Below are 26,023 nucleotides of genomic sequence, written 5' to 3' on the forward strand. Positions count from 1 at the left end.
GCGAAACCCTGCGCAGTTGCCTGCAACCGAACATGAAATTGCTGACAGGCACGCCTGACCGGGTGCGTGGCGCATCGCAATCCGATACTGTGGCCGCCGCCGGGCTGGTCCAGGTCAGGCGCCGTGATGCGTAGCCGGCCAGGTAACAAATCTGCAGATAAGCGAAGAGGGTGTATTGATGGCGGGCAGGTTGATCTATCTCATCGGGCCATCGGGTTCGGGCAAGGACAGCCTGTTGGACGCTGCACGATCACGTTTGGCCGAGCGTGGCTGCCGCATTGTGCGTCGGGTGATTACCCGCTCGGCGGAAGCGCTGGGCGAGGCGGCGCAGGGGGTGAGCGCCGAGCAGTTTGTCGCGATGCAAGCCGAAGGTGGGTTTGCGCTGAGTTGGCAGGCCAATGGGTTGTCCTATGGCATTCCCAAGGAGATCGATGCGTGGCTGGCGGCGGGGGCGGATGTGCTGGTCAACGGCTCTCGTGCCCACCTGGCGCAGGCCCGCGAGCGTTACCCGACGTTGCTGGTGGTGTTGCTGAGTGTTGATCAGGCGGCACTGCGCCAGCGCTTGCTGGCGCGGGGGCGTGAGTCGGTGGCGGATATCGACGCGCGCCTGGCGCGCAATGCGCGGTTTACGGCGCAGTTGCTGGCCGGCATGGAGGCGGGGTTGCTCGTGCTGGATAACTCCGGCCCGCTGGAGCATACGGTCGAGTGTTTGCTGCGTTGCCTGGACCCGTCAGCGGTTTAACAACCGTTCCACATACTCCACAAACGCCCGCGCCTTGGCGCTCGCCATCCGGCCTGTCGGAAAGACGGCCCATAAGTCCCGCGCCGGCAAATGCCAGTCGGTCAGCACCGGCTTCACCGCGCCACTGGCCAGTTCCGGCGCGAACATCCAGGCCGACGCCAGGGTCAGGCCCAGGTGGTTCAGCACGGCCGCGCGTACCCCTTCCGCCGCCGTGACGTGCAAGCGACCATGGGCGACGATCGGGTATTCGCGGGCGTCTCGGGTAAACGTCCAGCGCGCACCTTCGCCCTGGGTATAGATGACCGCCGGGTGTTGCAGCAGATCGGCGGGCGTAGCGGGTTCGCCGAAGCGTTCGAAGTAGGCCGGGGTGCCCAGGATATGGCAGGGCGAAGCCCCGATCTTGCGTGCAGTCAGCCCCGAATCGCTCAGGTTGCCCATGCGCAGGGCGACGTCGATGCCTTCTTCCACCAGGTTTAGGCTGCGATCGTCGAGCACCACTTCGATGTTCATCCCAGGGTACTGCTCCAGAAACGGCCCCAGGTGCGGCAGGATATGCAGGCTGGCAAAGGTCACGGCGGCGCTGATGCGCAAGTTGCCCGACAGCCCGGCGCCCGCGCTGCGGGCAGCGTCGTCGGCCTCGTTGGCTTCATCGATGGCGCGCTTGGCTTTTTCGAAATACGCCAGGCCCGCTTCGGTCGGCGTCAGGCCTCGGGTTGAACGCAACACCAACCGCACCGCCAGGCGCGCTTCCAATTGCGCGACGCTCTTCGACACGGCGGGCTGGCCGATGCCCAGGCGTTTGGCGGCGGCGGAGAACGAGCCGGTTTCGACAACGTGGACGAAGGTTTCCATGGCGGTCAGGCGGTCCATCGGGTGTCCCTTGCTTGTGATTGAGCGCATCGCGACGCAGTACGGCGCACAAGCCTACGGGGAATAACCATGACTTGTCATCCGCTCCTAAACGGCGTTTATCATATTGAAGAAGGTTGAATGGTTATGTCCTTGTCAGTGGAAGATTGGCGTAACTCACCTGCGGGTATTTCTTTAGATAATATTTTTTTAGTGTAAAAACAACCTGATATTCGCGAGGTATTTGTGTGGTTGAATATTTAAATTGCAAATGAAATCTTAGTTATCTAACTGGGTGTTACGTAGCGCGGGGATGTTGCGGCTGAAACTAAAATGGAGTTGGTCTGATGTTTTTCACTGTGCGAGATTGTCAGCGATGACGATGAGCCTGGCTCAACTAGTTTGCGTCTATCGATACTTGATCTCCGGGTCGATTTGATTCGGTCTCTTTATTTATTCGTTAACAAAGCGAGTGCCGCACAATGAATGGATTTGATCTGCGTTCTGTTACTTCCCGTGCTGGTTTACCGATATCGGACCCCGGCCCGTTTGGTGCGGGCGCCACTCAGAAACCGTCCTTTACAACTGACCAGGCAGCCAAACAAATCACCCGGGAAAATCATCGTTTTCGCGACCGTAACGGCGATCAGAAGATCGACTTGCACTACACGGTCGACGCAAGTTTCACCGCCCAGCAGAAACAGCGCGTGCGCCAGGCAGTGCAAGCCTGGCAGGATGTGGCCAATATCAATTTCCGCGAGCAGTCAAACGGTACGGACGGAACGCTCAGTATCCGCAACAACCCTCGCGGCGACCGGGGAGTTGCCGACATGCCTCATGGCGGCACGACCCGTACATCGGCCACGATCGGCACCGCGGGAAGTGCGAGTTCGCCTGCGCTGGGCAGTCACTTTTCGGTCACGGCTATTCATGAAATCGGTCACGCCATCGGCCTGCAACATCCGGGAAACTATAACGGCGGCGGCGCCAACTACCAAAACGGCGCGGCCTATGCGCAGGACACCAAGGCACGCACCGTGATGAGTTACTGGTCGGAACGCCATCAACCCGGCCATGACTTCAAGTCGCTCAATCCGTCTGCACCGATGATGGACGATATCGCCGCAGCGCAACGCCTGTATGGGGCCAATCACCAGACCCGCAAGACCGACACCGTCTATGGTTTCAACTCCAATACCGAGCGCGAAGTGATGAGCCTTACCAGCGCCAGGGACAAACCGGTGTTTTGCGTTTGGGATGGCGGCGGTGTGGATACGCTGGATTTTTCCGGGTTCTCCCAGGATCAGAAGATCGACCTGAATGCGGAGTCGTTCTCTGACGTGGGCGGCTTGAAGGGCAATGTGTCCATCGCCAAGGGGTGCATTATTGAGAATGCGATCGGCGGTGCCGGCCGTGATGCTTTGATTGGCAATGACGCGGCCAATCGGCTCAAGGGCGGTGGCGGTGCTGATACGTTGAGAGGCGGAGGCGGGGCGGATACGTTTGCCTACGATAACGCCAGCGACTCTACCGCGCAGAGCCCCGACCTGATCGAGGACTTCACCAGCGGCACCGATAAGATTGACGTCTCGGGTGCGTTAAAAGCGGCGGGTATGCGTGCCCTGGTGTTTACCGACCGGTTCAGCGGCCGTGCCGGTGAAGCGGTGCTAAAACATGATGCCAGTACGGGACGGTCGAGCCTGGCCATTGATCTGAAGGGAACGGGCAACGCGGACATGGTGATCAACAGCAAGGGGCAGATCAAACCGAGCGATGTACGGTGGGGTGGACCGCAGCCTGTGCCATCGCCATCGCCATCGCCGACGCCGACGCCGACACTGACACCGACGCCAACCCCAACCCCGCCGCCGGGTGAAACCCCAAACGGGCCGTCCGCACTGATCGAAATGCTTGCCAAGACACTGTCAGCGCTCGTGTTACAGCTGCTGCAGCTTATCGCCCCATCGTCCAGTGGAAGGCCACGGTCGTAACCCCACCTACGATCCCGGCGCATCATGCCGTCAGGCAGTGACCACCGAGGTGTGGCGCGAAGCACTGAGAAAGCGCAGCAACGCCACCAGCGGGAACGCACTGCCCACCAGCATCACGCCCAGCCAGCCGCCGTGTTCGTACACGCTGCTGGCAATCGCCGAGCCGAAGGCACCGCCGATGAAGATGCTGGTCATGTACAGCGCGTTCAGGCGGCTGCGGCTGTTGGCATCGAGGGCGTAGATGGCGCGTTGGCCGAGGACCATGTTCATCTGCACGCAGAAGTCGAGGACCACGCCGGTCACTGCCAGGCCGATCACGCTGTACAGCGGGTGGATGAAGGCCGGCAGGAAGCTCAACACCGCAAACACCATGGCCAGCAGCGACGCACGGTGGGTGTGGCCGGCGTCGGCCAGACGCCCGGCGATGGGCGCGGCGATGGCGCCGATGGCACCGACCAGGGCGAAGATGGCGATCTGGGTCTGGCTCAGGCCATGATTGCGCACCAGCTCCAGCGGCGCGGCGGTCCAGAACAGGCTGAAGGTGGCAAACATGCAACCTTGATAAAAGGCGCGCTGGCGCAGCAGCGGTTGTTCACGCAGCAGGGTGCCGAGGGAGCGCAGCAATTGGCCATAGCTGGCGCTGTGGTCGGGCTGGCGCTTGGGGATGGTCATCAGCAAGACCACGCTGATAACGGCCATCAACGCGGCGGCGGCCATGAACATTGCACGCCAGCCGAAGTGGTCGGCGACCACGCTGGACACCGGCCGTGCCAGCAGGATACCCAGCAACAGGCCGCCCATGATGCTGCCGACCACGCGGCCACGGGACTCGGCAGGTGCCAGGTGCGCCGCCAGCGGGATCAGGATCTGCACCGACACCGAACTGAAACCGATCAACAACGAGACCAGCAGGAACAGGTTCGGTTGCTCGGTAAACGCCGCACCCAGCAGGCTGGCGATGGCGATCACCGTGGTGCTGATCATCAGCTTGCGGTTTTCCAGCAAGTCACCCAGGGGCACCAGGAAGAACAGGCCCAGGGCGTAGCCGATTTGTGTCAGCGATACGATCAGGCTGGCCATCGCAGGCGTCAGGCCGATGTCCGGTGCGATCAGTTCGATGATCGGCTGCGCGTAGTAAATGTTGGCGACGATGGCGCCGCAGCAAAACGCAAACAGCATCACCATCCCGCGGGTCATGGTGCTCGTAGCGTGGGGAGTAGCGTTCATGGTGTTCTCATAAAAGCGAAGGAAGATGGCGAGCGAGAGTAAAGACAAGACTCGGCGGCGAGTAGGCTGTTGGCGGTGATATCACTCATGCCGTGAAATGATGACTGAAGCCTTGGCGTTGGCTTCGAGCCCCCATGATACATTCAGACACACCTGCCGAAACAGGCTATCCGGCAGCCTGAGAAACACGCTGAACACCAAACAAATGTGGGAGCTGGCTTGCCTGCGATGTGGACACCCCGGTGTATCTGACACACCAGGGCGACGCTATCGCAGGCAAGCCAGCTCCCACACGTGCTCGCCTTCCTTCAGTGGGCGCGGCTTACTGCCCGTTGTAGATCTGGTCAAACACCCCGCCATCGTTGAAGTGGGTTTTCTGCACGGTGCGCCAGTCGCCAAAGGTCTTCTCGACCGACAGGAAGTCGACTTTCGGGAAACGATCGGTGTACTTGGCCAGCACTTTCGGGTCACGCGGGCGCAGGTAATTGTTGGCCGCGATTTCCTGGCCTTCCGGAGACCACAGGTACTTCAGGTAGTCTTCGGCGACTGCACGCGTGCCTTTCTTCTCGACCACTTTGTCCACCACCGTGACCGGCGGCTCGGCTTCGGCGGAGACGCTTGGGTAGATCACTTCGAACTGATCGCGGCCGAATTCGCGGGCGATCATTTCCGCTTCGTTTTCAAAGGTCACCAGCACGTCGCCGATCTGGTTGGTCATGAACGTCGTGGTGGCGGCACGGCCACCGGTGTCCAGCACGGGCGCTTGTTTGAACAGCTTGCCGACAAAGGCCTTGGCCTTGTCTTCGTCGCCACCGTTCTTCAGCACATAGCCCCAGGCCGACAAGTAGGTGTAGCGGCCGTTACCCGAGGTTTTCGGGTTGGGCACGATCACTTGCACGCCATCTTTGAGCAGGTCCGGCCAGTCTTTCAGGGCTTTCGGGTTGCCTTTGCGCACGATAAACACGGTGGCTGAGGTGAACGGCGCGCTGTTGTTCGGCAAGCGGGTGACCCAGTTGTCCGGCACCAGTTTGCCATTGTCGGCCAGGGCGTTGATGTCGGTGGCCATGTTCATGGTGATCACGTCAGCCGGCAGGCCGTCGATCACCGAGCGTGCTTGTTTGCTGGAGCCGCCGAAGGACATCTGCAAGGTCAGCTTGTCGTTCGGGTGCTCGGCTTCCCAGTGTTTCTGGAAGGCGGTGTTGTAGTCCTTGTAGAAATCGCGCATCACGTCGTAGGAGACGTTGAGCAGGGTGGTCGGTGCGGCCTGGACGACGCCGGCCAATGCAAGGCCGGCGGCCAGGAGAGAGGCGCTAACGAGTTTTTTCACTGCTCATTCCTTGTTGTTCGAGAGTAGAGAGACGCACTTTGCCAGCGACTATAGCTGGGGGGGGCATAGTCGTTTAAAGATTAAAAAGTTCTTTGCTTATTCCTGCTTCTTAAACAGCGCGTTGCCACACCGCGAACAAAACGCCGCGTTCGCGTCATGGGTGTTTTTCTTGCACACCGGGCAGTCCGTTTGCAACTGTTCACCGCGCATGGCATTGGCCAGTTCGGCGGTGAAAATCCCGGTGGGCACGGCGATGATCGAGTAACCGGTGATCATCACCAGCGACGAAATCACCTGGCCCAGCGGGGTTTTGGGCACGATATCGCCAAAGCCCACGGTGGTCAGGGTCACGATTTGGGGATACTGGTGAAGCCGTGCGCCGGCCCTTCGATCACGTACATCAAGGTGCCGAACACCGTTACCAGGGTGCAGACGCTGAGCAGGAACACCACGATCTTCTGTTTGCTGCCGCGCAACGCCGACATCAGGTAGTTGGCCTGCTTGAGATACGGCCCGAGCTTGAGCACCCGGAAGATCCGCAGCATGCGGATGATGCGGATGATCAGCAGGTACTGGGCGTCGCTGTAATACAGCGCGAGGATGCCGGGGACGATGGCGAGCAAGTCCACCAAACCATAGAAACTGAAGGCATAGCGCAACGGCTTGGGCGAGCAGTACAGGCGCAGGCCGTACTCGATGGCGAAGATGACGGTAAAGCCCCACTCGATGTAGGCCAGCACGTTGGCGTAGTTGTCGTGGACTTCCTGAATGCTGTCGAGGATCACCACCACCAGGCTGGCGAGAATGATCAGCAGCAGGGTGCTGTCGAAACGCCGCCCGGCGGGTGTGTCGCTCTGGAAAACCATGACGTAGAGACGCTGGCGCCAGTCGTTGTTGCTGTCCATAACTCTCGCCCCTATCGGATATCGGGCAAGCCTAGGGGGATTCGAACGGGCTGTCCACGCAGGCTTTGTGCCGCATCCGGCGGCCGGCGCTGTAGGATAATCTGGCTGAACCCGGGGGGGCGCATGATGGGTAAGTCAATGAGCCCGAGTTGTCCTCATCGCAGGCAAGCCAGTTCCCACACTGGCTCGCATTTCACGGAGCGCTTACTGATCGCGAATCGAAAAATTCGCCATATGCTCCAGCCCCTTGATCAGTGCCGAATGGTCCCAATTACCGCCACCGAGGGCGGTGCAGGTGCTGAACACTTGCTGGGTGCCGGCGGTGTTCGGCAGGTTGATCCCCAGCTCCTTGGCCCCGGCCAGCGCCAGGTTCAAATCCTTCTGGTGCAGATTGATGCGAAAGCCCGGATCGAAGGTGCCCTTGATCATGCGTTCGCCGTGTACTTCAAGGATCTTCGACGCGGCGAAGCCCCCCATCAGCGCTTCACGCACCTTGGCCGGGTCGGCGCCGTTTTTCGCGGCGAACAGCAGCGCTTCGGCCACCGCCTGGATGTTCAGCGCGACGATGATCTGGTTTGCCACTTTGGCCGTCTGGCCGTCGCCGTTGCCACCGACCAGAGTGATGTTCTTGCCCATGCTCTGGAACAGCGGCAAGGCACGCTCGAAGGTCTGCGGCTCGCCGCCGACCATGATGCTCAAGGTGCCGGCCTTGGCCCCGACTTCACCGCCGGACACCGGCGCATCGAGGTACTGCGCGCCGGTCTGGTTGATCCTCGCGGCGAACGCCTTGGTCGCGGTGGGGGAGATCGAACTCATGTCGATCACCACTTTGTTCGGCGACAGACCGGCGGCTACACCATCGGCGCGGAACAGCACGTCATCGACCTGCGGGGTATCGGGCACCATGACGATGATGAATTGCGCTTCCTGGGCAACTTGCTGCGGGCTGGCCAGCGCGATGGCGCCGGCCGCGATCAACTCGGCTGGCGCCTTGCCGTGGTGTTCGGACAGGAACAGTTGATGACCGGCTTTCTGCAGGTTGGCGGCCATGGGTTGGCCCATGATGCCGGTGCCGATAAATCCGATTTTAGCCATGAAGACATCCTCTTTTTATTAGATAGAGCGCGGTCTGCCAAACACAGGGGTTCCCAATGTGGGAGAGGGGTTCGTGTCGTGCCTCTCAGATCGCGTTGTGGGTCTTGAGCCAACCCAAACCCGCTTCGGTGGTGGTCAACGGCTTGTATTCACAACCGACCCAACCCTGGTAACCGATGCGGTCCAAATGCTCGAACAGGAACCGATAGTTGATCTCCCCGGTCCCCGGCTCGTTGCGCCCCGGGTTATCCGCCAGTTGAATGTGGTTGATCTCACCCAGGTGCGCAGCCAGGGTGCGGGCCAGATCGCCTTCCATGATTTGCATGTGATAGATGTCGTATTGCAGGAACAGATTGTCACTGACCACCTGCTCGCGAATCGCCAGGGCCTGCGCGGTGTTGTTCAGGTAGAACCCAGGGATGTCGCGGGTGTTGATTGCTTCCATCACCAGCTTGATACCCACCGCTTGCAGCGTGTCGGCGGCGTATTTGAGGTTGGCGACAAAGGTCTTTTCTACGGTGGCATCGTCCACGCCTTGTGGCCGGATGCCTGCCAGGCAGTTGACCTGGGTGTTGCCCAGCACCTGGGCGTAGGCGATGGCCAGGTCGACCCCGGCGCGGAATTCTTCGACCCGGTCCGGGTGGCACGCCAGGCCCCGTTCGCCCTTGGCCCAGTCGCCGGCCGGTAGGTTGAACAACACTTGGGTCAGGCCGTTGGCGTCCAACTGCGCCTTGATTTCGGCGGAGTTGAATTCGTAGGGGAACAGGTACTCGACGCCTGCGAAGCCGGCATCGGCGGCCGCTTTAAAACGAGCGAGAAAAGCCTGTTCGGTGAACAGCATGGACAGGTTGGCGGCAAAGCGCGGCATAAGGTTCTCCTTAATCGAGCAGGGAAATGGCAGTCGGCGCATCGTTGCCGACCAGAGCCAGGTCTTCGAATTCGTTGACGGCGTTGATCTCGGTGCCCATGGAAATATTGGTCACGCGCTCCAGAATAATCTCAACGATCACCGGAACCTTGAATTCTTCGAGCATTTCCTGGGCGCGGCGCAGTGCCGGCTGGATCTGGCCTGGCTCGAACACGCGCAGGGCCTTGCACCCCAGCCCTTCGGCGACCGCGACGTGGTCGACGCCATAGCCGTTGAGTTCCGGAGCGTTGAGGTTGTCGAAAGACAACTGCACGCAGTAGTCCATTTCGAACCCGCGCTGGGCCTGGCGTATCAATCCCAGGTAGGAGTTGTTCACCACCACGTGGATATACGGCAGCTTGAACTGCGCACCCACGGCCAGTTCTTCGATCATGAACTGGAAGTCATAGTCGCCGGACAGCGCCACCACCTTGCGGCTCGGGTCGGCCTTGACCACGCCGAGCGCCGCCGGGATGGTCCAGCCCAACGGGCCGGCCTGGCCGCAGTTGATCCAGTGGCGTGGCTTGTAGACGTGCAGGAATTGCGCACCGGCAATCTGCGACAGGCCGATGGTGCTGACGTAGCAGGTGTCTTTGCCGAACACCTGGTTCATCTCTTCGTACACCCGTTGCGGCTTGACCGGCACGTTGTCGAAGTGGGTCTTGCGCTGCAGCGTGGCTTTGCGCTGCTGGCAGTCATGCAGCCAGGCGCTGCGGTCCTTGAGTTTGCCGGCGGCTTTCCACTCGCGGGCGACTTCGATGAACATCGTCAGCGCCGCACCGGCGTCGGAAACGATGCCCAGGTCCGGGGTGAATACGCGACCGATTTGCGTCGGCTCGATGTCGACGTGGATAAATCGGCGCCCCTCGGTGTACACCTCCACCGAACCGGTGTGGCGGTTGGCCCAACGGTTGCCGATGCCGAGCACCACGTCCGATTTCAGCAGCGTCGCGTTGCCATAACGGTGGGAGGTTTGCAGGCCGACCATGCCCACCATCTGCGGGTGATCGTCGGGGAGGGTGCCCCAGCCCATCAGGGTCGGGATCACCGGGATGCCGGTCAGCTCGGCGAACTCCATCAGCAGGTCGCTGGCATCGGCATTGATCACGCCGCCACCGCTCACCAGCAGCGGGCGTTCGGCCTGGTCGAGCAGGGCCAGGGCTTTTTCCACCTGGATGCGCGTGGCCACGGGTTTGGCCAGGGGCAGCGGCTGGTAGGCGTCGATGTCGAATTCGATCTCGGCCATCTGCACGTCGAACGGCAGGTCGATCAGCACCGGGCCAGGGCGGCCGGAACGCATTTCATAAAAGGCTTTCTGGAACGCATACGGCACCTGGCCGGGTTCGAGGACGGTGGTTGCCCACTTGGTCACCGGCTTGACGATGCTGGTGATGTCCACGGCCTGGAAATCTTCCTTGTGCATTCGCGCCCGGGGGGCCTGGCCGGTGATACACAGGATTGGAATCGAGTCGGCCGAGGCGCTGTACAGGCCGGTGACCATGTCGGTGCCCGCCGGGCCCGATGTGCCGATGCACACGCCGATATTGCCGGCCTTGGTGCGGGTGTAGCCCTCGGCCATGTGCGAGGCGCCTTCAACATGGCGAGCAAGGACGTGATCGATGCCACCCACCTTCTGCAAGGCCGAATACAGCGGGTTGATCGCGGCGCCTGGGATACCGAAGGCGGTGTCGACTCCTTCGCGGCGCATCACCAGAACGGCGGCTTCGATTGCTCTCATTTTGCTCATTATTTTGGTGCCTCTTGCGTTTTGTAATTGTATACAAGTTGCGTCTGCGCAAAGTGTATTCATGGCGGGCGGCGCAGGTCAATGCATTTTATTCGGCGGTCTTTGCGTTTGTCTTGGTGCATTTTTAGGCTGGTTTTCCGACGACACGCGGATAATTTTGATTTTTTGTATACATAAATCATGATGATTGTGTTCTATTTATTGTGTTTTGTGGCTGCTGAAGAAGAGTCCACGGCTTTCCCATAACAGAATAAGGACGGCACCCATGAGCGCTTTAACCCTGAAAGTCGCAGTCAACCTGGCCGGCCAGGCCCTCGCCGCAGGCCGCGCCATTGCCGCAGCACCGCTGACCATTGCCGTGCTCGACGGCGGCGGCCACCTGATCACCTTGCAACGGGAAGACGGCGCCAGCCTGCTGCGCCCGCAGATCGCCATCGGCAAGGCCTGGGGCGCGATTGCCCTGGGCAAAGGTTCACGCCTGCTCGCGCTGGATGCGCAGCAGCGCCCGGCATTTATCGCTGCGTTGAACAGCCTGGGGCAGGGCAGCGTGGTGCCGGCGCCGGGCGGGGTGTTGATTCGGGATCAGGAAGGGGTGGTGCTGGGGGCGATCGGGATCAGCGGGGATACGTCGGATATTGATGAGCAGTGTGCGATCACGGCGATCGAGGGGGTGGGGTTGTGGGCGGATGCGGGGGTGTCAGCCTGATTATTGGATGATTGCCAGGGCCTCATCGGGAGCAAGCTCCCTCCCACCTTTGACGGTATTCACAAATAGACATGTGTAAACCCGATCAAATGTGGGAGGGCGCTTGCCCCCGATTGCCACGGGCGCCTCGGTGTCTCAGTCCGGCGCACAGCCCTTGAGCACCAACCGAATAATCGTCTGCGCCGCCGCCTCGTAATCCGCCTCATCCAGCTTGGCTTTACCCGTCACCGCCGAAATCTGCCAATCAAAATCCGCATACGTCTGGGTCGCGGCCCAGATGCTGAACATCAAGTGATTGGGCTCAATCGCAGCGATCAGCCCGCGATCGACCCAGTGCTGGATACAGTCGATATTGTGCTTGGCCTGGGCGTTGAGTTGCTCGACCTGCTCGGCGCTCAGGTGCGGGGCGCCGTGCATGATTTCGCTGGCGAACACCTTGGAGGCGAAGGGCAGGTCGCGGGAGATGCGGATTTTCGAGCGGATGTAGTTGCTCAGCACCACCGCCGGCTCGCCCTCCCGGTTGAACGGCGTGGAGGCCGCCAGGATCGGCTCGATAATGCTCTCGAGCACTTCGCGGTAGAGGTTGTCCTTGGACTTGAAGTAGTAGTAGACGTTGGGCTTGGGCAGCCCGGCCTTGGCGGCGATGTCGCTGGTTTTGGTCGCGGCGAAGCCCTTGTCGGCAAACTCCTCGCTTGCCGCCCGCAGGATCTTTTCTTTATTGCGCTCGCGAATGCTGCTCATAAACCAGAGGGTTCCTTGCCATGACAGGCGGTTGCGCATGGTAGCACCGGCCATCCGCGAGCCTCAACAATGTGCCCGCAACGCCCATGGCCGCGTTATGCTCGCGCCATCTCACCCTTGATGGAAGCCCGATTCATGGCAGGAAGCAGCTTGTTGGTTTTGATCGACGATATCGCCGCAGTACTCGATGACGTTGCACTGATGACAAAGATGGCCGCCAAGAAGACCGCCGGCGTGCTCGGCGATGACCTGGCGCTCAATGCCCAGCAAGTCTCCGGGGTGCGCGCCGAGCGGGAAATCCCGGTGGTGTGGGCGGTGGCCAAGGGGTCGTTTCTCAACAAGCTGATCCTGGTGCCGACGGCGTTGTTGATCAGTGCGTTTGCGCCCTGGGCGGTGACGCCGTTGTTGATGCTCGGCGGCGCCTATTTGTGTTTCGAGGGCTTTGAGAAGCTCGCTCACACGTTTCTGCATAGCAAAGCCGAAGACCAGGCCGAACACGCCCAGTTGGTCGCCGCCGTGGTGGACCCGGCGACCGATCTGGTGGCGTTCGAAAAGGACAAGATCAAAGGCGCGATCCGCACCGACTTCATCCTCTCGGCCGAAATCATCGCCATCACCCTGGGCACCGTTGCCGATGCGCCGTTGACGCAGCAGGTGATCGTGCTATCGGGCATTGCCATTGTGATGACCATCGGCGTCTACGGCTTGGTGGCCGGCATCGTCAAGCTCGATGACCTGGGCCTGTGGCTGACCCAGAAGCCTGGGCAGATGGCGCGCAGTATCGGCGGTGCGATCTTGCGCGCGGCACCGTACATGATGAAAAGCCTGTCGGTGATCGGTACGGCGGCGATGTTCATGGTGGGCGGCGGCATCCTCACCCATGGCGTGCCGGTGGTGCATCACTGGATCGAGGCGGTCAGCCAGAGCACCGGTGGCCTGGCGTGGTTGATGCCGACCTTGCTCAACGCGGTGGCCGGCGTTATTGCCGGGGCGCTGGTGTTGGCACTGGTCACTGTAGCGGGCAAAACCTGGCGCGCCGTGCGCGGTTGATTGGATATTCAGGGTTTTGCCTACAAAAAACTCAGAAATGGACCGTCTGTAAAAAATAGATTATTTGTGCAAGTTGGCGTAGTGTCCGCTTGGTCAGTGACTGAGCCTGCGTCAATTACCCGTATCCCTTCAGGTTAACCAGGCCTCAGGCACTACCCAGAATAAAAATAATTCGGTAGGTGCCTTCATGAAACACGTCAAACAGACGCTCTATGCCGTAACGATCACCCTCGGGCTGCTGTCGGTGGCCCACGCGCAACCGCTGCGTTTCGCCACGGAGGGCGCTTATCCGCCGTTCAACTACGTGGACTCGAATAACCAACTGCGTGGTTTTGACGTCGATATGGCGAACGCCCTATGCGCCAGGCTCGGCGTCGAATGCACGATTGTTGCCCAGGACTGGGAGGGCATCATCCCGGGCCTGCTCGCGAAAAAGTACGACGCGATCATCGCCTCGATGGCCATCACCGAAGAGCGCCAGAAGACCGTCAGCTTCACCCAGCCCTACAACCGCACGCGCATGGTCCTGGCAGTGCCCAGGGGCAGCGACATTCAGGACACTGCACCGGCCACGCTGGCCGGCAAGACGGTCGGCGCTCAATCGTCCTCGACCCAGGGCATCTACAACCAGGATGTCTATGGCGCCAATGGCGCGCGGGTCAAGTTGTATGTCGGGCAGGACGAGGCCAACAGTGACCTGCTCAATGGTCGCCTGGATGCGGTGGTCAACGACAGCGCGCCGATGCAGGAGTGGTTGAAGAGCACCGACCCGCAGTGTTGCCGGGTGCTGGCTATCCCCGGTACGCAAAGCGATGCCGGTATTGCCGTGCGCAAGGCTGATGAGGCGTTGCGCATCAGGCTGAACCAGGCCATCGCGGATGTGGTCGCCGACGGCACGTATCGACAGCTCAAGTTGGCCCATGGCCTTGAGGATGATTAAGCACGGGAGTGTCTTCCATGTTCGAGTCATTGGGGTTGTTGTCGTTGGGCGCGGGCGGTTGGGGCGGCGCGCTGCTGGCGGGCGCTGGGGTCACGATGGCGCTGGCATTGGCGTGTGTGCCGCTGGGGTTGCCATTGGGCTTGTTGGTGGCGTTGTGCAGCAAATCGCCTAACGCAACGGTGAGGGCGATGGCGGCACTGTTCTCCACGTGTTTTCGTGGCTTGCCGGAGTTGCTGACGTTATTGATCGTGTATTACGGCATCCAGATCGCGCTACAGAAATTCCAGGCGTATTGGGGCGGTTCGGCCGAGTTTTCCATCAACGCGTTTGTGGCGGCGGTGATCGCGTTCAGCCTGGTGCTGGCGGCCTTTTCCAGCGAAGTGTGGCTGGGTGCGCTGAAGACCGTGGCACGCGGTCAGTATGAAGGCGCCCAGGCACTGGGCTTGAGTCGCAGGCAGACGTTTTTCAAGGTGGTGCTGCCGCAGGTGATGAGGATCGCCTTGCCGGGGCTGTCGAACAACTGGTTGAGCCTGCTCAAGGACACGGCGTTGGTGTCGACCATTTCCCTGGTGGACTTGATGCGCCAGACCAGCCTGGCGGTGAACGCCACCAAGGAGCCGATGCTGTTTTATCTGGCGGCGTGTTGTCTGTACCTGCTGCTGTCATCGATCTCGGGTTTTTGCATCGCGCAGCTTGAAAAGCACTACGGCCAGGGCCGGGAGCGTGCCTCATGACGGCGGGCGAGCGCTTTGCCGAGTGGCTCGGGCTTGAACTGTTTCAGCGCTATGGGGCGCAGTTGCTCGATGGTTTGTTGCTTACCCTGCAATTGGTGGCGCTATCGAGCAGCGTCGGGATGGTGCTCGGCGTGCTGTTGGCGTTGGGCAGGACTTCGCGCTGGCGTTCGTTGCAGTACGCGTGCAGGGCCTATGTCTACTTTTTCAGGGGCTCTCCACTGCTGGCGCAACTGTTCCTGATTTATTACGGCTTGGGTTCCTTCCATGGTTTTTGGCGCGACCTTGGCCTGTGGGGGTGGTTCGGCGACCCATGGTTTTGCGCTTTGCTGGCGTTCACCTTGAATACGGCGGCCTACCAGGCCGAGATCTTTCGTGGCGGGTTGCTCTCCGTGCCGCGTGCCTACTATGAGGCCGCGACGGTGTTGGGGTTGAACCGCACCACCACGTTTTTCAAGGTGACTTTGCCGCAGGTGCTCATCGTGACGGTGGGGCCACTGGGCAATGAACTGATTTTGATCATCAAGGCCAGCGCGATTGTGTCGCTGGTGACCTTGCTGGATTTGATGGGCGTGGCGAAGCTGGCGTTCTCACGCACTTTTGATTTCCAGGTGTATGTGTGGGTGGCGCTGGTTTACCTGGTGGTGGTCGAGTGTGTCCGGCGCGGGGTGAAGCGTCTTGATCGTCGACTTACCCAGCATCTGCGGCCAACTGACGAATGATAGAAGAGGGCGGGCACATGGGGTCATCAATGGAGTTAAAGCAGTTGATCTGCCCACCTGCGCCGGTGGTCATCGACGTCGAAGGGCTGAGCAAATGGTACGGCCCGTATCAGGTGTTGCACGGCATCGACCTGCGGGTGGTGCAAGGCGAACGCATTGTGCTGTGCGGTACCTCGGGCTCCGGCAAGTCCACGTTGATCCGTTGCCTCAATCGTCTGGAGCCGGCGCAGCAGGGCCGAATCCAGGTGCTGGGCACCGACTTGAGCGCTTCGCCGACGCTCTGCCGGGCAGCCTTGCGTGAGGTCGGCATGGTGTTTCAGGGCTTCAACCTGTTTGCGCACCTGACCGTCTTGCAAAACTGCATGCTGGCGCCGATGTCCGTGCGCGGCATGCCCCGCGACAGTGCACAGGAGCAGGCCATGGCGCTGCTGAAAAAAGTCGGGATTGATCAACACTGGAAAAAATACCCGTCGCAACTGTCGGGCGGCCAGCAACAACGGGTCGCGATTGCCAGGGCATTGTGCATGGCCCCAAAAATCATGCTGTTCGATGAGCCGACGTCAGCGCTGGACCCGGAGGCTGTCGGCGAGGTGCTGGACGTGATGGTCATGCTCGCCGAAAGCGGCATGACCCTGCTCTGCGTCACTCACGAAATGGGCTTTGCCCGGCAAGTCGCCGGGCGTGTGCTGTTTCTCGATGGCGGGCGGATCATCGAAGACCAGCCGCCGGAGGCGTTTTTCACTGCGCCGCGAACGCCACGTGCCCAAGCGTTTCTGGCGCAGGTGCTGGGGTAGGCGGCTGGCATCGAGCAGGCAAAAAAAAGCCATTCGAGCGCGTCGAATGGCTTGTTTACCGCGCGCTGCGCTTATTCGGCAATCTGCAATTTGCGCGATTCCGTATAGATGTAGCGCACCTTTTCGTACTCGAACGGCGAGTTCAACTGACCGTAGCGGAAGCTGGTCTGATAACGCTTGTCGACCACGCGCAGGGCCCAGATCTCCGGATGGTTGGAGCTGACTTCGGAGACGTTCAGGAAGTTGATTTGCGATTCGGCGCTGTAGTCGACCACCAGGCCGGTGGTATCGCGCAGGTTCGACGGGCCCAGGATCGGCAGCACCAGATAGGCGCCGCCAGGCACGCCATAGAAGCCCAGGGTCTGGCCGAAGTCTTCGCTTTGGCGCGGCAGGCCCATGGAGGTGGCCGGGTCCCAAAGGCCGGCGACGCCGAGGGTGGTGTTGACCAGCAGGCGCCCGGTGGTTTCCAGGGAACGGTGGCCCTTGAGTTGCAGCAGGCTGTTCAACAGGTTGGGCACATCGCCCAGGTTGTTGAAGAAATTGCTCACGCCGGTACGCAGGAAGCTCGGCGTGACGTAGCGGTAACCGTCGACTACCGGCAGAAACACCCATTGGTCGAAGCGGTAGTTGAAGTGGTACACGCGGCGGTTCCACGACTCCAACGGGTCATACACGTTGAGGGCGGTCAGCGACGAGCGTTCGAATTCGCGCTGGTCCAGGCCTGGGTTGAACTTGAGCTTGCTCAGCGGCTCCTTGAAGCCGTCGGCACCCACGACGGTGGGCGCGTGAGCCTTGCTGTTGTCGGCATTGGCCACGCTTGCGCACATCAGGGCGGCAAGCAGCAGAAGATATTTAGCCACGGAAAAACTCCAGCATGGCGTCGGCGTTGACGCGGTAATTGAGGTTGCCGCAATGGCCGCCCAGCGGGTAGACGGTCAAGCGATCGCCGAAGGTTTGACGCAGGAAGCCGAGGTCGCCCGGGCCGAGGATCACGTCGTCGGCGTTGTGCATGACGGCGATTTTCGGGCTGGTGTGCAGGTAGTCCTTGAGGGCGTACAGGCTGACCTGATCGACCAGTTGCAACAGGCTGCCGCCATCGGAACGGGCGCGCCACATCGGGATGACCTGTTCGGTGAGGTAGCAATCGAAGTCACATTGCAGCGCGCGCTTGAGGAACGGCGTGAGGCTGGTGCCTTCGGTGATCGGGTACTTCGGTGGGATGATCAGGCCACGGCGATTGATCAGGTCCGAGGTGAACGCGATGTCGGCCGACGAAAAGCGGAACGTGGTGCCGATCAGCATGGCCATTTGTTCGTTGGTCAGGTGTTGCTTGGAGTTCTGGAAGTCGTAGAGCAGGGCGTCGTTAAGGTCTATGTAGCCCTTTTGCTGGAAGTAACGGGTCAGTTTGTTCAACACCAGCTCATAAAAGGTTGTGGTGTTGTTGATGCCCTTGACCTCGGTTTGCACCAGCTTGTCGAGGTTGGTGATTGAGGTGTACAGGTTGACCGGCGGGTTGAGCAGCAGCACTTTCTTGAAGTTGAAGCTGCGGCGGGTTTCGTCGAGTTTGCTGACAAAGGCCGCATCCAGCGCGCCGAGGCTGTAGCCGCTGAGGTAAAAGTCGGTGACCGGCAGCGAGGCGTTCTGCGCGCGCACTGCTTGCATCACGCGGTACATATCTTCGGCGTCTTCCTGGGTGATGCCAGGCGTGGCGAAGCGCGAGGCTGCGCTCATGAAGTCGAAGCTGGTCGGCGATGACAGTTGCACGACGTGGTAGCCGGCCTGGTAGTAGAGTTTTTTCAGGTACTCGTTGATGCTGCTGTCAAACCGCGCACCGGTGCCCGCGATCAGGAAGATCAGCGGCGCAGCGCGGTCTTGTTTGGCGATGCGGTAGGTGAGTTTCTTCACCGCCCAGAAGTTGTCGGGCAGGCTGAACTCTCGCTCGGGGCGCATGTTCAGGGTGTAGTCGGACTGGTTGATTTCGTCGTTGCTCGGCAAGCTGGGCCGAAGGTCAGGCGGCGTGGTGGCAATGGTCGCTTCGAACGGGTTGGTCAAAGGGAAGCCATAGCTGGCCTGGTCGATGTCGACGGCCAGTGCTGACGCACTCAAAAAAAGGCTGCCTAGCAAGGCAGCGCAGCGCAAGGAACGGAGCATGACTTAATCCCTAAGAGGAAACGTGCTGAATGAAGTTCGCAGGCTATGACCACCGCGTTGCCACCGAAGTGCCAGCCTTCGGCACGAAAAATCGGAAAAAAACGTCGGAATCGGGGTGATAGTCGCCAGAAGATACACTTTGCGACGCAATGATGGACACTTATCTGCGTACACATCTTGCTAACGGCCGCCGGGGGATTAAGCTGAGCGCCGTTTTTGCCTAATCGGAGTGCTCCATGTCCCGCCGCTTGCCGCTGATCCTGCTGCTTATTGCCCTGCCGTTATGGCTGGCCGCCAGTTATGCCGCACGTTACGGCTTTATGGAGGATGGCCGGTGGGTCGGTATTTGTGCGGATGAAGCCAGCCGCTGGGAATGCCAGGTGCGTTCGAACCTCGGTTTGATGATTCACTTCAAAATGATGGGCTGGGCGGCGCTGATGACGTCGATGCTGGCGTTTTTCGTGCCGGGGCGCGCGGGGTGGGGGTTGGCGGTGCTGGGGCTGGTGTTCGGGTTGCCAGCGCTGGCGTTGTACAACACCACGTTTGCGGTGTTTGCAGTGGTGATTGCGGGGTTGCGGTTGGTCCGCAAGCCTCGGGGCGCCTGATAGGGCCAATCGGGGGGCAAGTCGAATCGTCGCACCCCGATGGCGCTCTTAAGCCTTGCGCATCCGCAAGCAGCGCCACAAAGCCACAACCATCAACCCGCTGACCAGCGCCCAACCCCACGCCTGCTGGTTCAGCAGACCTTCGCGGAACAGCTGAGGCGCAATGCCGGCACCGATGATAAAGGTCAGCAGGGCGATTTCCCGACGTGGCCCGGTCACGGGGCGAACCAGATAGACCAAGGCGGGCAGTACCAGCGCCGCACTTGGGAAGCTGCGATAACGTGGGTCAAACACCAGCGCCAGCATCATGACCGCACCCGCGAACCCGGCGATTGCCACCAACCCGCCTGCGCGCTGCTCCAGCCAGTTGAATGCTCGTTCGCGCCAACCCTCGCGGTCGCTCAAGGCCAGGGCTGCGTGTGCCAGTACCAACAGGTTCAACGCGACCAGCAGCCCCGCCCACACCCATTCATCATTGAAGCGTGCAGTTACGCGGGTCAGTTCGGCCCAGGTGCCGATGGAGCAGGCGGCGACGGCCCCGAGCAGCGGTAGCAGCCAGGCGGCGCGCAGGCTGCGCACCCGCCCACCGAGCGCCAGCGTGCCCAACAGGATGATTCCGCCCACGCCCAGCCACAGCGGCCAGTACGGCACGTTGGTCACTGGGCCGGCGAGGATGCCCTTGTCCTGGCGGTCGGCATCGAACAAGCCCCAGTACCCCCCGACAGCGCCTTCACTGGCACGCTTCCACGGCTGATCAAAGGCTTCGATCAGGTTGTAGTGCCAACCATTGGCTTCGGCCATGGCCACGAAGCCGCGCATGAACTTGGCCTCATTGACCCGGCTCGGCACCGCAGTTTCGCGCTGGCGGCCTTCGCTGGGCCAGCCGGTCTCGCCGATCAGTACGTCCTTGGGCGCAAATTTGTTGCCGAAGGTCTGGCGCACATCGCCGACATGCTTGAGTGCCTGGTCGATCCCGGAAGGATCGTCTTCCCAGTAGGGCAGCAAGTGGATGGTCAGGAAATCCACCGCCGGGGCTATTTCCGGGTGTTGCAGCCAGAACTCCCAGACGTCGGCATACGTGACCGGTTGCTTGATCTGGCTTTTGACCTTATGGATCAGCTTCACCAACTGTGCGGCCGTGACTTCCTTGCGCAGCAGGGTTTCGTTGCCGACGATCACCGAGGTGACCACGTCGGCGTTGGCGTTGGCCGAGGCGATCAAGGCATCCACTTCTTTCTCGGTGTCGAGCGGGTTGCCGTTGACCCAGGCGCCGATCATCAGTTTCAGCCCGTGCTTGCGCGCCAGGTCCGGCAAGGCTTCCAGGCCGGTCATGGAGTAGGTACGGATGCATTCGAAGCGAGTGGCCAGCAGGGCCAGGTCGGCGTCCATGCGCTCGGGACGCAGCGTGAACGGCTGGTCGAACGGCGATTGGTCCTTGTCGAAGGGCGTGTAGGAGGCGCATTGCAGCTTGTGGCTGGCGCTGGCCACGTCCGGCAACACCACCGGCCGGCCGAGGCCGTACCAGTACCCGATCAGCGCGAGCAGGCCGAGGATCGAGGCGAAAAAATAGGGCAGGGCAGGGAAGCGGGCAGTCGCGGGCATGGTCGGCTTATCTGGGGAGCAAAGGCGCGCATCTTACCCGGATTTGTCGCGTCCCAGTGGGGCTGCATGATTTAGACATGCAAAGTTCGGGCGGGGTATGCGGCGAGTGTCCCATAAAAGCGCTAGCTGGCGATGTGATGTCGTTTCTTGCTTACCTGAGGTCGCTGACAGAGCAGGACAAAGGCCCCGGCAGGTTGATGATCGAAGTGTCAGCACTCCACTGATGTCGTAGCGGCCGGAAAGATGCGCGTGAAGGGGGCGCGGCGCACCACATAACAACAGGTTGACGTCGCTCGACATCCGTCGGGCGCAGCACTTTCGGGGAAGTACGATGAAGATGCGACGACTCTTGGGCGCAGTTGCCACTCTGGTAGTTGCGATGAGTTCCACACTGGCCAGCGCCGACAGCAAAACCCTGAGCATCGGCTATGTGGACGGTTGGTCCGACAGCGTTGCCACCACCCATGTGGCGGCAGAGGTGATCAAGGCAAAGCTCGGTTATGACGTCAAACTGCAAGCGGTCGCCACCGGGATCATGTGGCAAGGCGTTGCCACGGGCAAGCTCGACGCCATGCTCTCTGCCTGGCTGCCCGTGACCCATGGTGAATACTGGGCCAAGAACAAGGACAAGGTGGTCGACTATGGCCCCAACTTCAAGGATGCGAAGATCGGCCTGATCGTGCCGGAGTACGTCAAGGCCAAGTCCATCGAAGACCTCAAGACCGATACGACCTTCAAGAACAAGATCGTCGGTATCGACGCCGGTTCAGGCGTAATGCTCAAGACCGACGAAGCGATCAAGGCCTATGGCCTGGAGTACAAGCTGCAAGCCAGTTCTGGCGCCGCGATGATCGCCGAACTGACCCGTGCCGAAGACAAGCAGGACTCCATTGCGGTCACCGGGTGGGTGCCACACTGGATGTTCGCCAAGTGGAAACTGCGTTTCCTGGACGATCCAAAAGGGATTTATGGCGCGGCTGAAACCGTCAACAGCATCGGCAGCAAGGGCCTGGAGACGAAAGCGCCGGAAGTCGTGGCGTTCCTGAAGAAATTCCAATGGGCTTCCAAGGACGAAATCGGTGAAGTCATGCTCGCCATTCAGGAAGGCGCCAAGCCTGATGCAGCCGCCAAAGACTGGGTCGCCAAGCACCCTGAGCGGGTTGCCGAGTGGCTCGCCAAGTAACCCCCCTTTGATGTAACCCCTTGTGGGAGGGGGTTTGCCCCCGATAGCGATGGATCAGTCAGATCATCAGTGACTGACACACCGCAATCGGGGGCAAGCCCCCTCCCACATTATTTTCGCCGCCCGCAAATGTTTCTGCGCCCTCGCAAACCCTCGCTACACTCCCTCCTAATACTAAGGTCGTCTGGAACGTGTCCCGCAGTCGCATACAGTGGATATTGTTTCAATAATAACAAAGCTGTGCTGCGAGGATAAAAACAATGAACGACAGCATTTACCTCTCGATTCAAAACAGCCCGCGCTTCAAGGAGCTGGTTAGAAAAAGGGAAAGGTTCGCCTGGATTCTCTCGGCGATCATGCTAGGGCTTTACTCCGGATTCATCCTGTTGATCGCCTACGGGCCACAATTGCTGGGGGCTAAGATCAGCCCCACTTCGTCCATCACCTGGGGAATCCCTCTCGGTGTCGGGCTGATTCTTTCGGCCTTTGTCCTCACTGCGATCTACGTGCGACGCGCCAACGGCGAATTCGACGACCTGAACAATGCGATTCTCAAGGAGGCTGCGCAATGATCCGTCGTCTATTGGCTGTACTCGGTGCTTCGGTCTTCGCGCCTGCTGTATGGGCGGCGGAGGCATTGACGGGTGAAGTGCAAAAACAACCGCTGAATATTCCAGCGATCCTGATGTTCGTGGTCTTTGTAGGCGCGACGTTGTGCATCACCTACTGGGCGTCCAAGCGCAACAATTCGGCGGCCGACTATTACGCGGCCGGCGGCAAGATCACCGGTTTTCAGAACGGCCTGGCGATTGCCGGCGACTATATGTCTGCCGCGTCCTTCCTGGGTATTTCCGCACTGGTATACACCTCCGGCTACGACGGCCTGATCTACTCGATTGGCTTCCTGGTGGGCTGGCCGATCATTCTGTTCCTGATCGCCGAGCGCTTGCGTAACCTGGGCAAATACACGTTTGCCGACGTGGCGTCCTACCGCCTCGGGCAAACCCAGATCCGCAGCCTGTCGGCGTGTGGTTCGCTGGTGGTGGTAGCGTTCTACCTGATCGCGCAGATGGTCGGCGCGGGCAAGCTGATCCAACTGCTGTTCGGCCTCGATTACCACATAGCGGTGATCATGGTGGGTATCCTGATGTGCATGTACGTGCTGTTCGGCGGCATGCTGGCGACCACCTGGGTGCAGATCATCAAGGCAGTATTGCTGCTGTCTGGTGCTACGTTCATGGCCGTAATGGTGATGAAGCACGTCAACTTCGACTTCAGCACGCTGTTCTCCGAGGCGATCAAGGTTCACCCTAAAGGTGAGGCGATCATGAGCCCTGGCGGCCTGGTGAAAGATCCGGTCTCCGCGTTCTCCCTGGGCTTGGCACTGATGTTCGGTACCGCCGGCCTGCCGCACATTCTGATGCGCTTCTTCACCGTGAGCGACGCCAAGGAAGCCCGCAAGAGCGTGTTGTACGCCACTGGCTTCATCGGCTACTTCTACATCCTGACCTTTATCATCGGTTTTGGTGCGATCCTGCTGGTCAGCACTAACCCGGCGTTCAAGGATGCTGCAGGCGCTTTGCTCGGTGGTAACAACATGGCAGCGGTTCACCTGGCCAACGCGGTGGGTGGCAGTATCTTCCTGGGCTTCATCTCGGCTGTGGCGTTTGCCACCATCCTCGCGGTGGTTGCGGGCTTGACCCTGGCCGGTGCTTCGGCGGTGTCCCACGACCTGTATGCCAGCGTGATCAAGAAAGGCAAGGCCAACGACAAGGATGAGATTCGCGTCTCGAAGATCACCACTATCGCTTTGGCGGTGCTGGCAATCGGTCTGGGTATCCTGTTTGAAAGCCAGAACATTGCGTTCATGGTCGGCTTGGCCTTCTCCATCGCGGCTAGCTGTAACTTCCCGGTGTTGCTGCTTTCCATGTATTGGAAGAACCTCACCACCCGTGGCGCAATGATTGGTGGCTGGCTCGGTTTGATCAGTGCCGTGGGCCTGATGGTCCTGGGGCCGACCATCTGGGTGTCGATCCTGCATCACGAAAAAGCCATCTTCCCGTATGAGTACCCTGCGCTGTTCTCGATGATCATCGCGTTCGTCAGTATCTGGTTCTTCTCCATCACCGACAAGTCGGCGGCGGCAGTCAAGGAACGGGCGCTGTACTTCCCGCAGTTTGTGCGTTCGCAGACTGGCCTGGGGGCGAGTGGGGCGGTTGCTCACTAAGGTTGTAGCTCAATAGGAAATGCCCCGGTCGAAAAACCGGGGCATTTTTTTGGCTGGGGGGTTGTGTTGGCCGGGCTATTGTCATCGGGAGCAAGCTCCCTCCCACATTTGGCTGCATTCCAAGGTGGGTTGTCGGGCAAATGTGGGAGGTTGTCGCTCAATAGGAAAAGCCCCGGTCGACAGGCTGGGGCATTTTTTTGCCTGGGCATTGCCATCGGGAGCAAGCTCCCTCCCACATTTGGCTGCATTCCAAGGTGGGTACTCGGTCAAATGTGGGAGGGGGCTTGCTCCCGATAGCGGCGTTTCAGACAAAACAGTTTCTCGGTTCCTGCACAAATAAAAACGGCCTCCATGAAGGAGGCCGCTTTTTTATTACGCGTCAGTCAGATGCTTACTTGCGATCTTCCAACTTGGTAATGTCACGCGACTCGTAGCCGGTGTACAGCTGGCGCGGGCGGCCAATCTTGTACGGGCTGGAGAGCATTTCTTTCCAGTGGGAGATCCAGCCCACGGTCCGCGCCAGGGCGAAGATCACGGTGAACATGCTGGTTGGAATGCCGATCGCCTTGAGGATGATCCCCGAGTAGAAGTCGACGTTCGGGTACAGCGAGCGTTCGATGAAGTACGGGTCGGTCAGGGCGATCTCTTCCAGGCGCATGGCCAGTTCGAGTTGCGGATCGTTCTTGATGCCCAGTTCCCTCAACACTTCGTCGCAGGTTTTCTTCATGACGGTGGCGCGCGGGTCGCGGTTCTTGTAGACCCGGTGACCGAAGCCCATCAACTTGAACGGATCGTTCTTGTCCTTGGCCTTGGCGATGTATTTGTCGATGTTCGAGACATCGCCGATTTCATCGAGCATGGTCAATACGGCTTCGTTCGCACCGCCGTGGGCAGGGCCCCACAGTGCGGCGATACCGGCGGCGATACAGGCGAACGGGTTGGCACCCGAAGAGCCGGCCAGGCGCACGGTAGAGGTGGAGGCGTTCTGCTCGTGGTCGGCATGGAGGATGAAGATCCGGTCCATTGCCTTGGCGAGCACCGGGCTGATCGGTTTGATCTCGCACGGGGTGTTGAACATCATGTGCAGGAAGTTTTCCGCGTAAGTCAGGTCGTTGCGCGGGTACATCATAGGTTGCCCCATGGAGTACTTGTAAACCATTGCGGCCAGGGTCGGCATCTTGGCAACCAGGCGGATCGCGGAAATTTCGCGATGCTGCGGGTTATTGATGTCGAGGGAGTCGTGATAGAAAGCCGACAGGGCGCCGACTACGCCGCACATGACTGCCATTGGGTGGGCGTCGCGACGGAAGCCGTTGAAGAAAGTCTTCAACTGCTCGTGAACCATGGTGTGGTTCTTTACGGTACTGACGAACTCGGCTTTCTGCTCGGCGGTTGGCAACTCGCCATTTAGTAGCAGATAGCAGGTTTCCAGGTAGTCCGATTTTTCAGCCAGTTGCTCGATCGGGTAGCCCCGATGCAGCAAAATGCCATTGTCGCCATCGATATAGGTAATCTTCGACTCGCATGAAGCGGTCGACATGAAGCCTGGGTCGAAAGTGAAACGGCCCGTGGCCGTAAGGCCCCGTACGTCGATAACATCAGGACCAACGGTGCCGGTTAAAATGGGCAGCTCGACGGGGGCTACGCCCTCGATGATCAACTGCGCTTTTTTGTCAGCCATGTGGCCTCCTATTTATGCTTCAAATCATCAGACAGACCCCCCACGCAGGGCCCGGACCACTATAGTGAGATAAATTCAGATGTCAATTTGCCTAAAGTCT

General features: G+C 60.2%; 23 protein-coding genes and 1 pseudogene. 12 read left to right on the forward strand and 12 right to left on the reverse strand.

Going from position 1 to position 26,023, the window contains the following annotated elements; all coding sequences use genetic code 11:
* Window positions 1–178 precede the first annotated feature (178 nt).
* A complete protein-coding gene (gene phnN / locus U5A08_RS09325) occupies window positions 179–742 on the forward strand; it encodes a phosphonate metabolism protein/1,5-bisphosphokinase (PRPP-forming) PhnN (protein WP_253394374.1) in 564 nt (187 codons plus the stop codon).
* Here the strand turns inward: phnN and U5A08_RS09330 are convergent.
* Complete coding sequence (locus U5A08_RS09330) at window positions 731–1,612, reverse strand: LysR family transcriptional regulator (protein ID WP_253394376.1); 882 nt, start codon at window positions 1,610–1,612, stop codon at window positions 731–733. The genes phnN and U5A08_RS09330 overlap by 12 nt on opposite strands.
* Window positions 1,613–2,073: 461 nt before the next feature.
* On the opposite strand from U5A08_RS09330, the gene U5A08_RS09335 reads away from it, so the two are divergent.
* Window positions 2,074–3,582 carry a M57 family metalloprotease gene (locus U5A08_RS09335; RefSeq protein WP_321851280.1) on the forward strand — a complete coding sequence of 503 codons (1,509 nt, stop codon included), beginning with the start codon at window positions 2,074–2,076 and terminating at the stop codon, window positions 3,580–3,582.
* 30 nt (window positions 3,583–3,612) lie between these two features.
* Here the strand turns inward: U5A08_RS09335 and U5A08_RS09340 are convergent, their stop codons facing one another.
* The 6 genes and pseudogenes from U5A08_RS09340 to gcl form a co-directional block, all read right to left on the reverse strand.
* Window positions 3,613–4,809 carry an MFS transporter gene (locus U5A08_RS09340; RefSeq protein ID WP_253394380.1) on the reverse strand — a complete coding sequence of 399 codons (1,197 nt, stop codon included), beginning with the start codon at window positions 4,807–4,809 and terminating at the stop codon, window positions 3,613–3,615.
* A gap of 322 nt (window positions 4,810–5,131) precedes the next feature.
* Window positions 5,132–6,136, reverse strand: a complete 1,005-nt coding sequence (locus U5A08_RS09345) for a sulfate ABC transporter substrate-binding protein (RefSeq protein ID WP_321851282.1) — start codon at window positions 6,134–6,136, stop codon at window positions 5,132–5,134.
* Between the two features lie 96 nt (window positions 6,137–6,232).
* Window positions 6,233–7,041: pseudogene (locus U5A08_RS09350) on the reverse strand (ion transporter).
* 204 nt (window positions 7,042–7,245) lie between these two features.
* Window positions 7,246–8,136, reverse strand: a complete 891-nt coding sequence (locus U5A08_RS09355) for a 2-hydroxy-3-oxopropionate reductase (RefSeq protein ID WP_253394386.1) — start codon at window positions 8,134–8,136, stop codon at window positions 7,246–7,248.
* An 85-nt stretch (window positions 8,137–8,221) separates the two neighbouring features.
* Complete coding sequence (gene hyi / locus U5A08_RS09360; protein WP_321851285.1) at window positions 8,222–9,004, reverse strand: hydroxypyruvate isomerase; 783 nt, start codon at window positions 9,002–9,004, stop codon at window positions 8,222–8,224.
* Between the two features lie 10 nt (window positions 9,005–9,014).
* Window positions 9,015–10,790 carry a glyoxylate carboligase gene (gene gcl, locus U5A08_RS09365; RefSeq protein ID WP_321851286.1) on the reverse strand — a complete coding sequence of 592 codons (1,776 nt, stop codon included), beginning with the start codon at window positions 10,788–10,790 and terminating at the stop codon, window positions 9,015–9,017.
* Between the two features lie 265 nt (window positions 10,791–11,055).
* On the opposite strand from gcl, the gene U5A08_RS09370 reads away from it, so the two are divergent.
* Window positions 11,056–11,496, forward strand: a complete 441-nt coding sequence (locus tag U5A08_RS09370; RefSeq protein WP_321851287.1) for a GlcG/HbpS family heme-binding protein — start codon at window positions 11,056–11,058, stop codon at window positions 11,494–11,496.
* A gap of 135 nt (window positions 11,497–11,631) precedes the next feature.
* On the opposite strand, the gene U5A08_RS09375 is transcribed toward U5A08_RS09370, so the two are convergent.
* Window positions 11,632–12,237: a TetR/AcrR family transcriptional regulator gene (locus U5A08_RS09375; RefSeq protein WP_253394394.1), complete on the reverse strand. Its 606-nt coding sequence runs from the start codon at window positions 12,235–12,237 to the stop codon at window positions 11,632–11,634.
* A gap of 135 nt (window positions 12,238–12,372) precedes the next feature.
* Between U5A08_RS09375 and U5A08_RS09380 the strand changes: the two genes are divergently transcribed.
* The 5 genes from U5A08_RS09380 (at window position 12,373) to U5A08_RS09400 (ending at window position 16,474) form a co-directional block, all read left to right on the forward strand.
* A complete protein-coding gene (locus U5A08_RS09380; RefSeq protein WP_321851288.1) occupies window positions 12,373–13,287 on the forward strand; it encodes a DUF808 domain-containing protein in 915 nt (304 codons plus the stop codon).
* Window positions 13,288–13,474: 187 nt separating this feature from the next.
* Window positions 13,475–14,227, forward strand: coding sequence for a transporter substrate-binding domain-containing protein (locus U5A08_RS09385; protein WP_253394397.1), 753 nt, complete (start codon window positions 13,475–13,477; stop codon window positions 14,225–14,227).
* A 17-nt stretch (window positions 14,228–14,244) separates the two neighbouring features.
* Complete coding sequence (locus U5A08_RS09390) at window positions 14,245–14,961, forward strand: ABC transporter permease (protein WP_253394399.1); 717 nt, start codon at window positions 14,245–14,247, stop codon at window positions 14,959–14,961.
* On the forward strand, window positions 14,958–15,680 hold the full coding sequence (locus U5A08_RS09395) for an ABC transporter permease (protein ID WP_253394401.1): 723 nt from the start codon (window positions 14,958–14,960) through the stop codon (window positions 15,678–15,680). The genes U5A08_RS09390 and U5A08_RS09395 overlap by 4 nt, the downstream gene beginning before the upstream one ends.
* A gap of 29 nt (window positions 15,681–15,709) precedes the next feature.
* Complete coding sequence (locus tag U5A08_RS09400) at window positions 15,710–16,474, forward strand: amino acid ABC transporter ATP-binding protein (RefSeq protein ID WP_321851290.1); 765 nt, start codon at window positions 15,710–15,712, stop codon at window positions 16,472–16,474.
* Window positions 16,475–16,545: 71 nt separating this feature from the next.
* On the opposite strand, the gene U5A08_RS09405 is transcribed toward U5A08_RS09400, so the two are convergent.
* Both U5A08_RS09405 and U5A08_RS09410 read right to left on the reverse strand, forming a co-directional pair.
* Complete coding sequence (locus U5A08_RS09405; protein ID WP_253394405.1) at window positions 16,546–17,334, reverse strand: MlaA family lipoprotein; 789 nt, start codon at window positions 17,332–17,334, stop codon at window positions 16,546–16,548.
* Entirely contained in the window at window positions 17,327–18,625 is a 1,299-nt protein-coding gene (locus U5A08_RS09410; protein WP_253394407.1) for a serine/threonine protein kinase, read from the reverse strand. The genes U5A08_RS09405 and U5A08_RS09410 overlap by 8 nt, the downstream gene beginning before the upstream one ends.
* Window positions 18,626–18,861: 236 nt before the next feature.
* Here U5A08_RS09410 and U5A08_RS09415 point away from each other — a divergent pair, with 236 nt between their 5' ends.
* Window positions 18,862–19,230, forward strand: coding sequence for a hypothetical protein (locus tag U5A08_RS09415; protein ID WP_253394409.1), 369 nt, complete (start codon window positions 18,862–18,864; stop codon window positions 19,228–19,230).
* A gap of 48 nt (window positions 19,231–19,278) precedes the next feature.
* On the opposite strand, the gene U5A08_RS09420 is transcribed toward U5A08_RS09415, so the two are convergent.
* Window positions 19,279–20,832 (reverse strand): glycoside hydrolase family 17 protein, encoded by a 1,554-nt coding sequence (locus U5A08_RS09420; protein WP_321851292.1) that lies wholly within the window; start codon window positions 20,830–20,832, stop codon window positions 19,279–19,281.
* Between the two features lie 331 nt (window positions 20,833–21,163).
* On the opposite strand from U5A08_RS09420, the gene U5A08_RS09425 reads away from it, so the two are divergent.
* The 3 genes from U5A08_RS09425 to U5A08_RS09435 all read left to right on the forward strand — a co-directional run bounded on the left by U5A08_RS09425 (window position 21,164) and on the right by U5A08_RS09435 (window position 24,242).
* Window positions 21,164–22,015 (forward strand): glycine betaine ABC transporter substrate-binding protein, encoded by an 852-nt coding sequence (locus U5A08_RS09425; protein ID WP_253394413.1) that lies wholly within the window; start codon window positions 21,164–21,166, stop codon window positions 22,013–22,015.
* Between the two features lie 260 nt (window positions 22,016–22,275).
* Window positions 22,276–22,587 (forward strand): DUF485 domain-containing protein, encoded by a 312-nt coding sequence (locus U5A08_RS09430; RefSeq protein ID WP_253394414.1) that lies wholly within the window; start codon window positions 22,276–22,278, stop codon window positions 22,585–22,587.
* Window positions 22,584–24,242: a cation acetate symporter gene (locus tag U5A08_RS09435; protein WP_253394415.1), complete on the forward strand. Its 1,659-nt coding sequence runs from the start codon at window positions 22,584–22,586 to the stop codon at window positions 24,240–24,242. Before U5A08_RS09430 ends, U5A08_RS09435 begins: the two co-directional genes overlap by 4 nt.
* Before the next feature lie 391 nt (window positions 24,243–24,633).
* Here U5A08_RS09435 and gltA read toward each other — a convergent pair whose 3' ends face one another.
* Window positions 24,634–25,923 carry a citrate synthase gene (gene gltA / locus U5A08_RS09440; RefSeq protein ID WP_253394417.1) on the reverse strand — a complete coding sequence of 430 codons (1,290 nt, stop codon included), beginning with the start codon at window positions 25,921–25,923 and terminating at the stop codon, window positions 24,634–24,636.
* Between the last annotated feature and the right edge of the window lie 100 nt (window positions 25,924–26,023).

Source organism: Pseudomonas paraveronii (assembly GCF_963681955.1).
In the GTDB taxonomy this organism is placed as follows: domain Bacteria; phylum Pseudomonadota; class Gammaproteobacteria; order Pseudomonadales; family Pseudomonadaceae; genus Aquipseudomonas; species Aquipseudomonas paraveronii.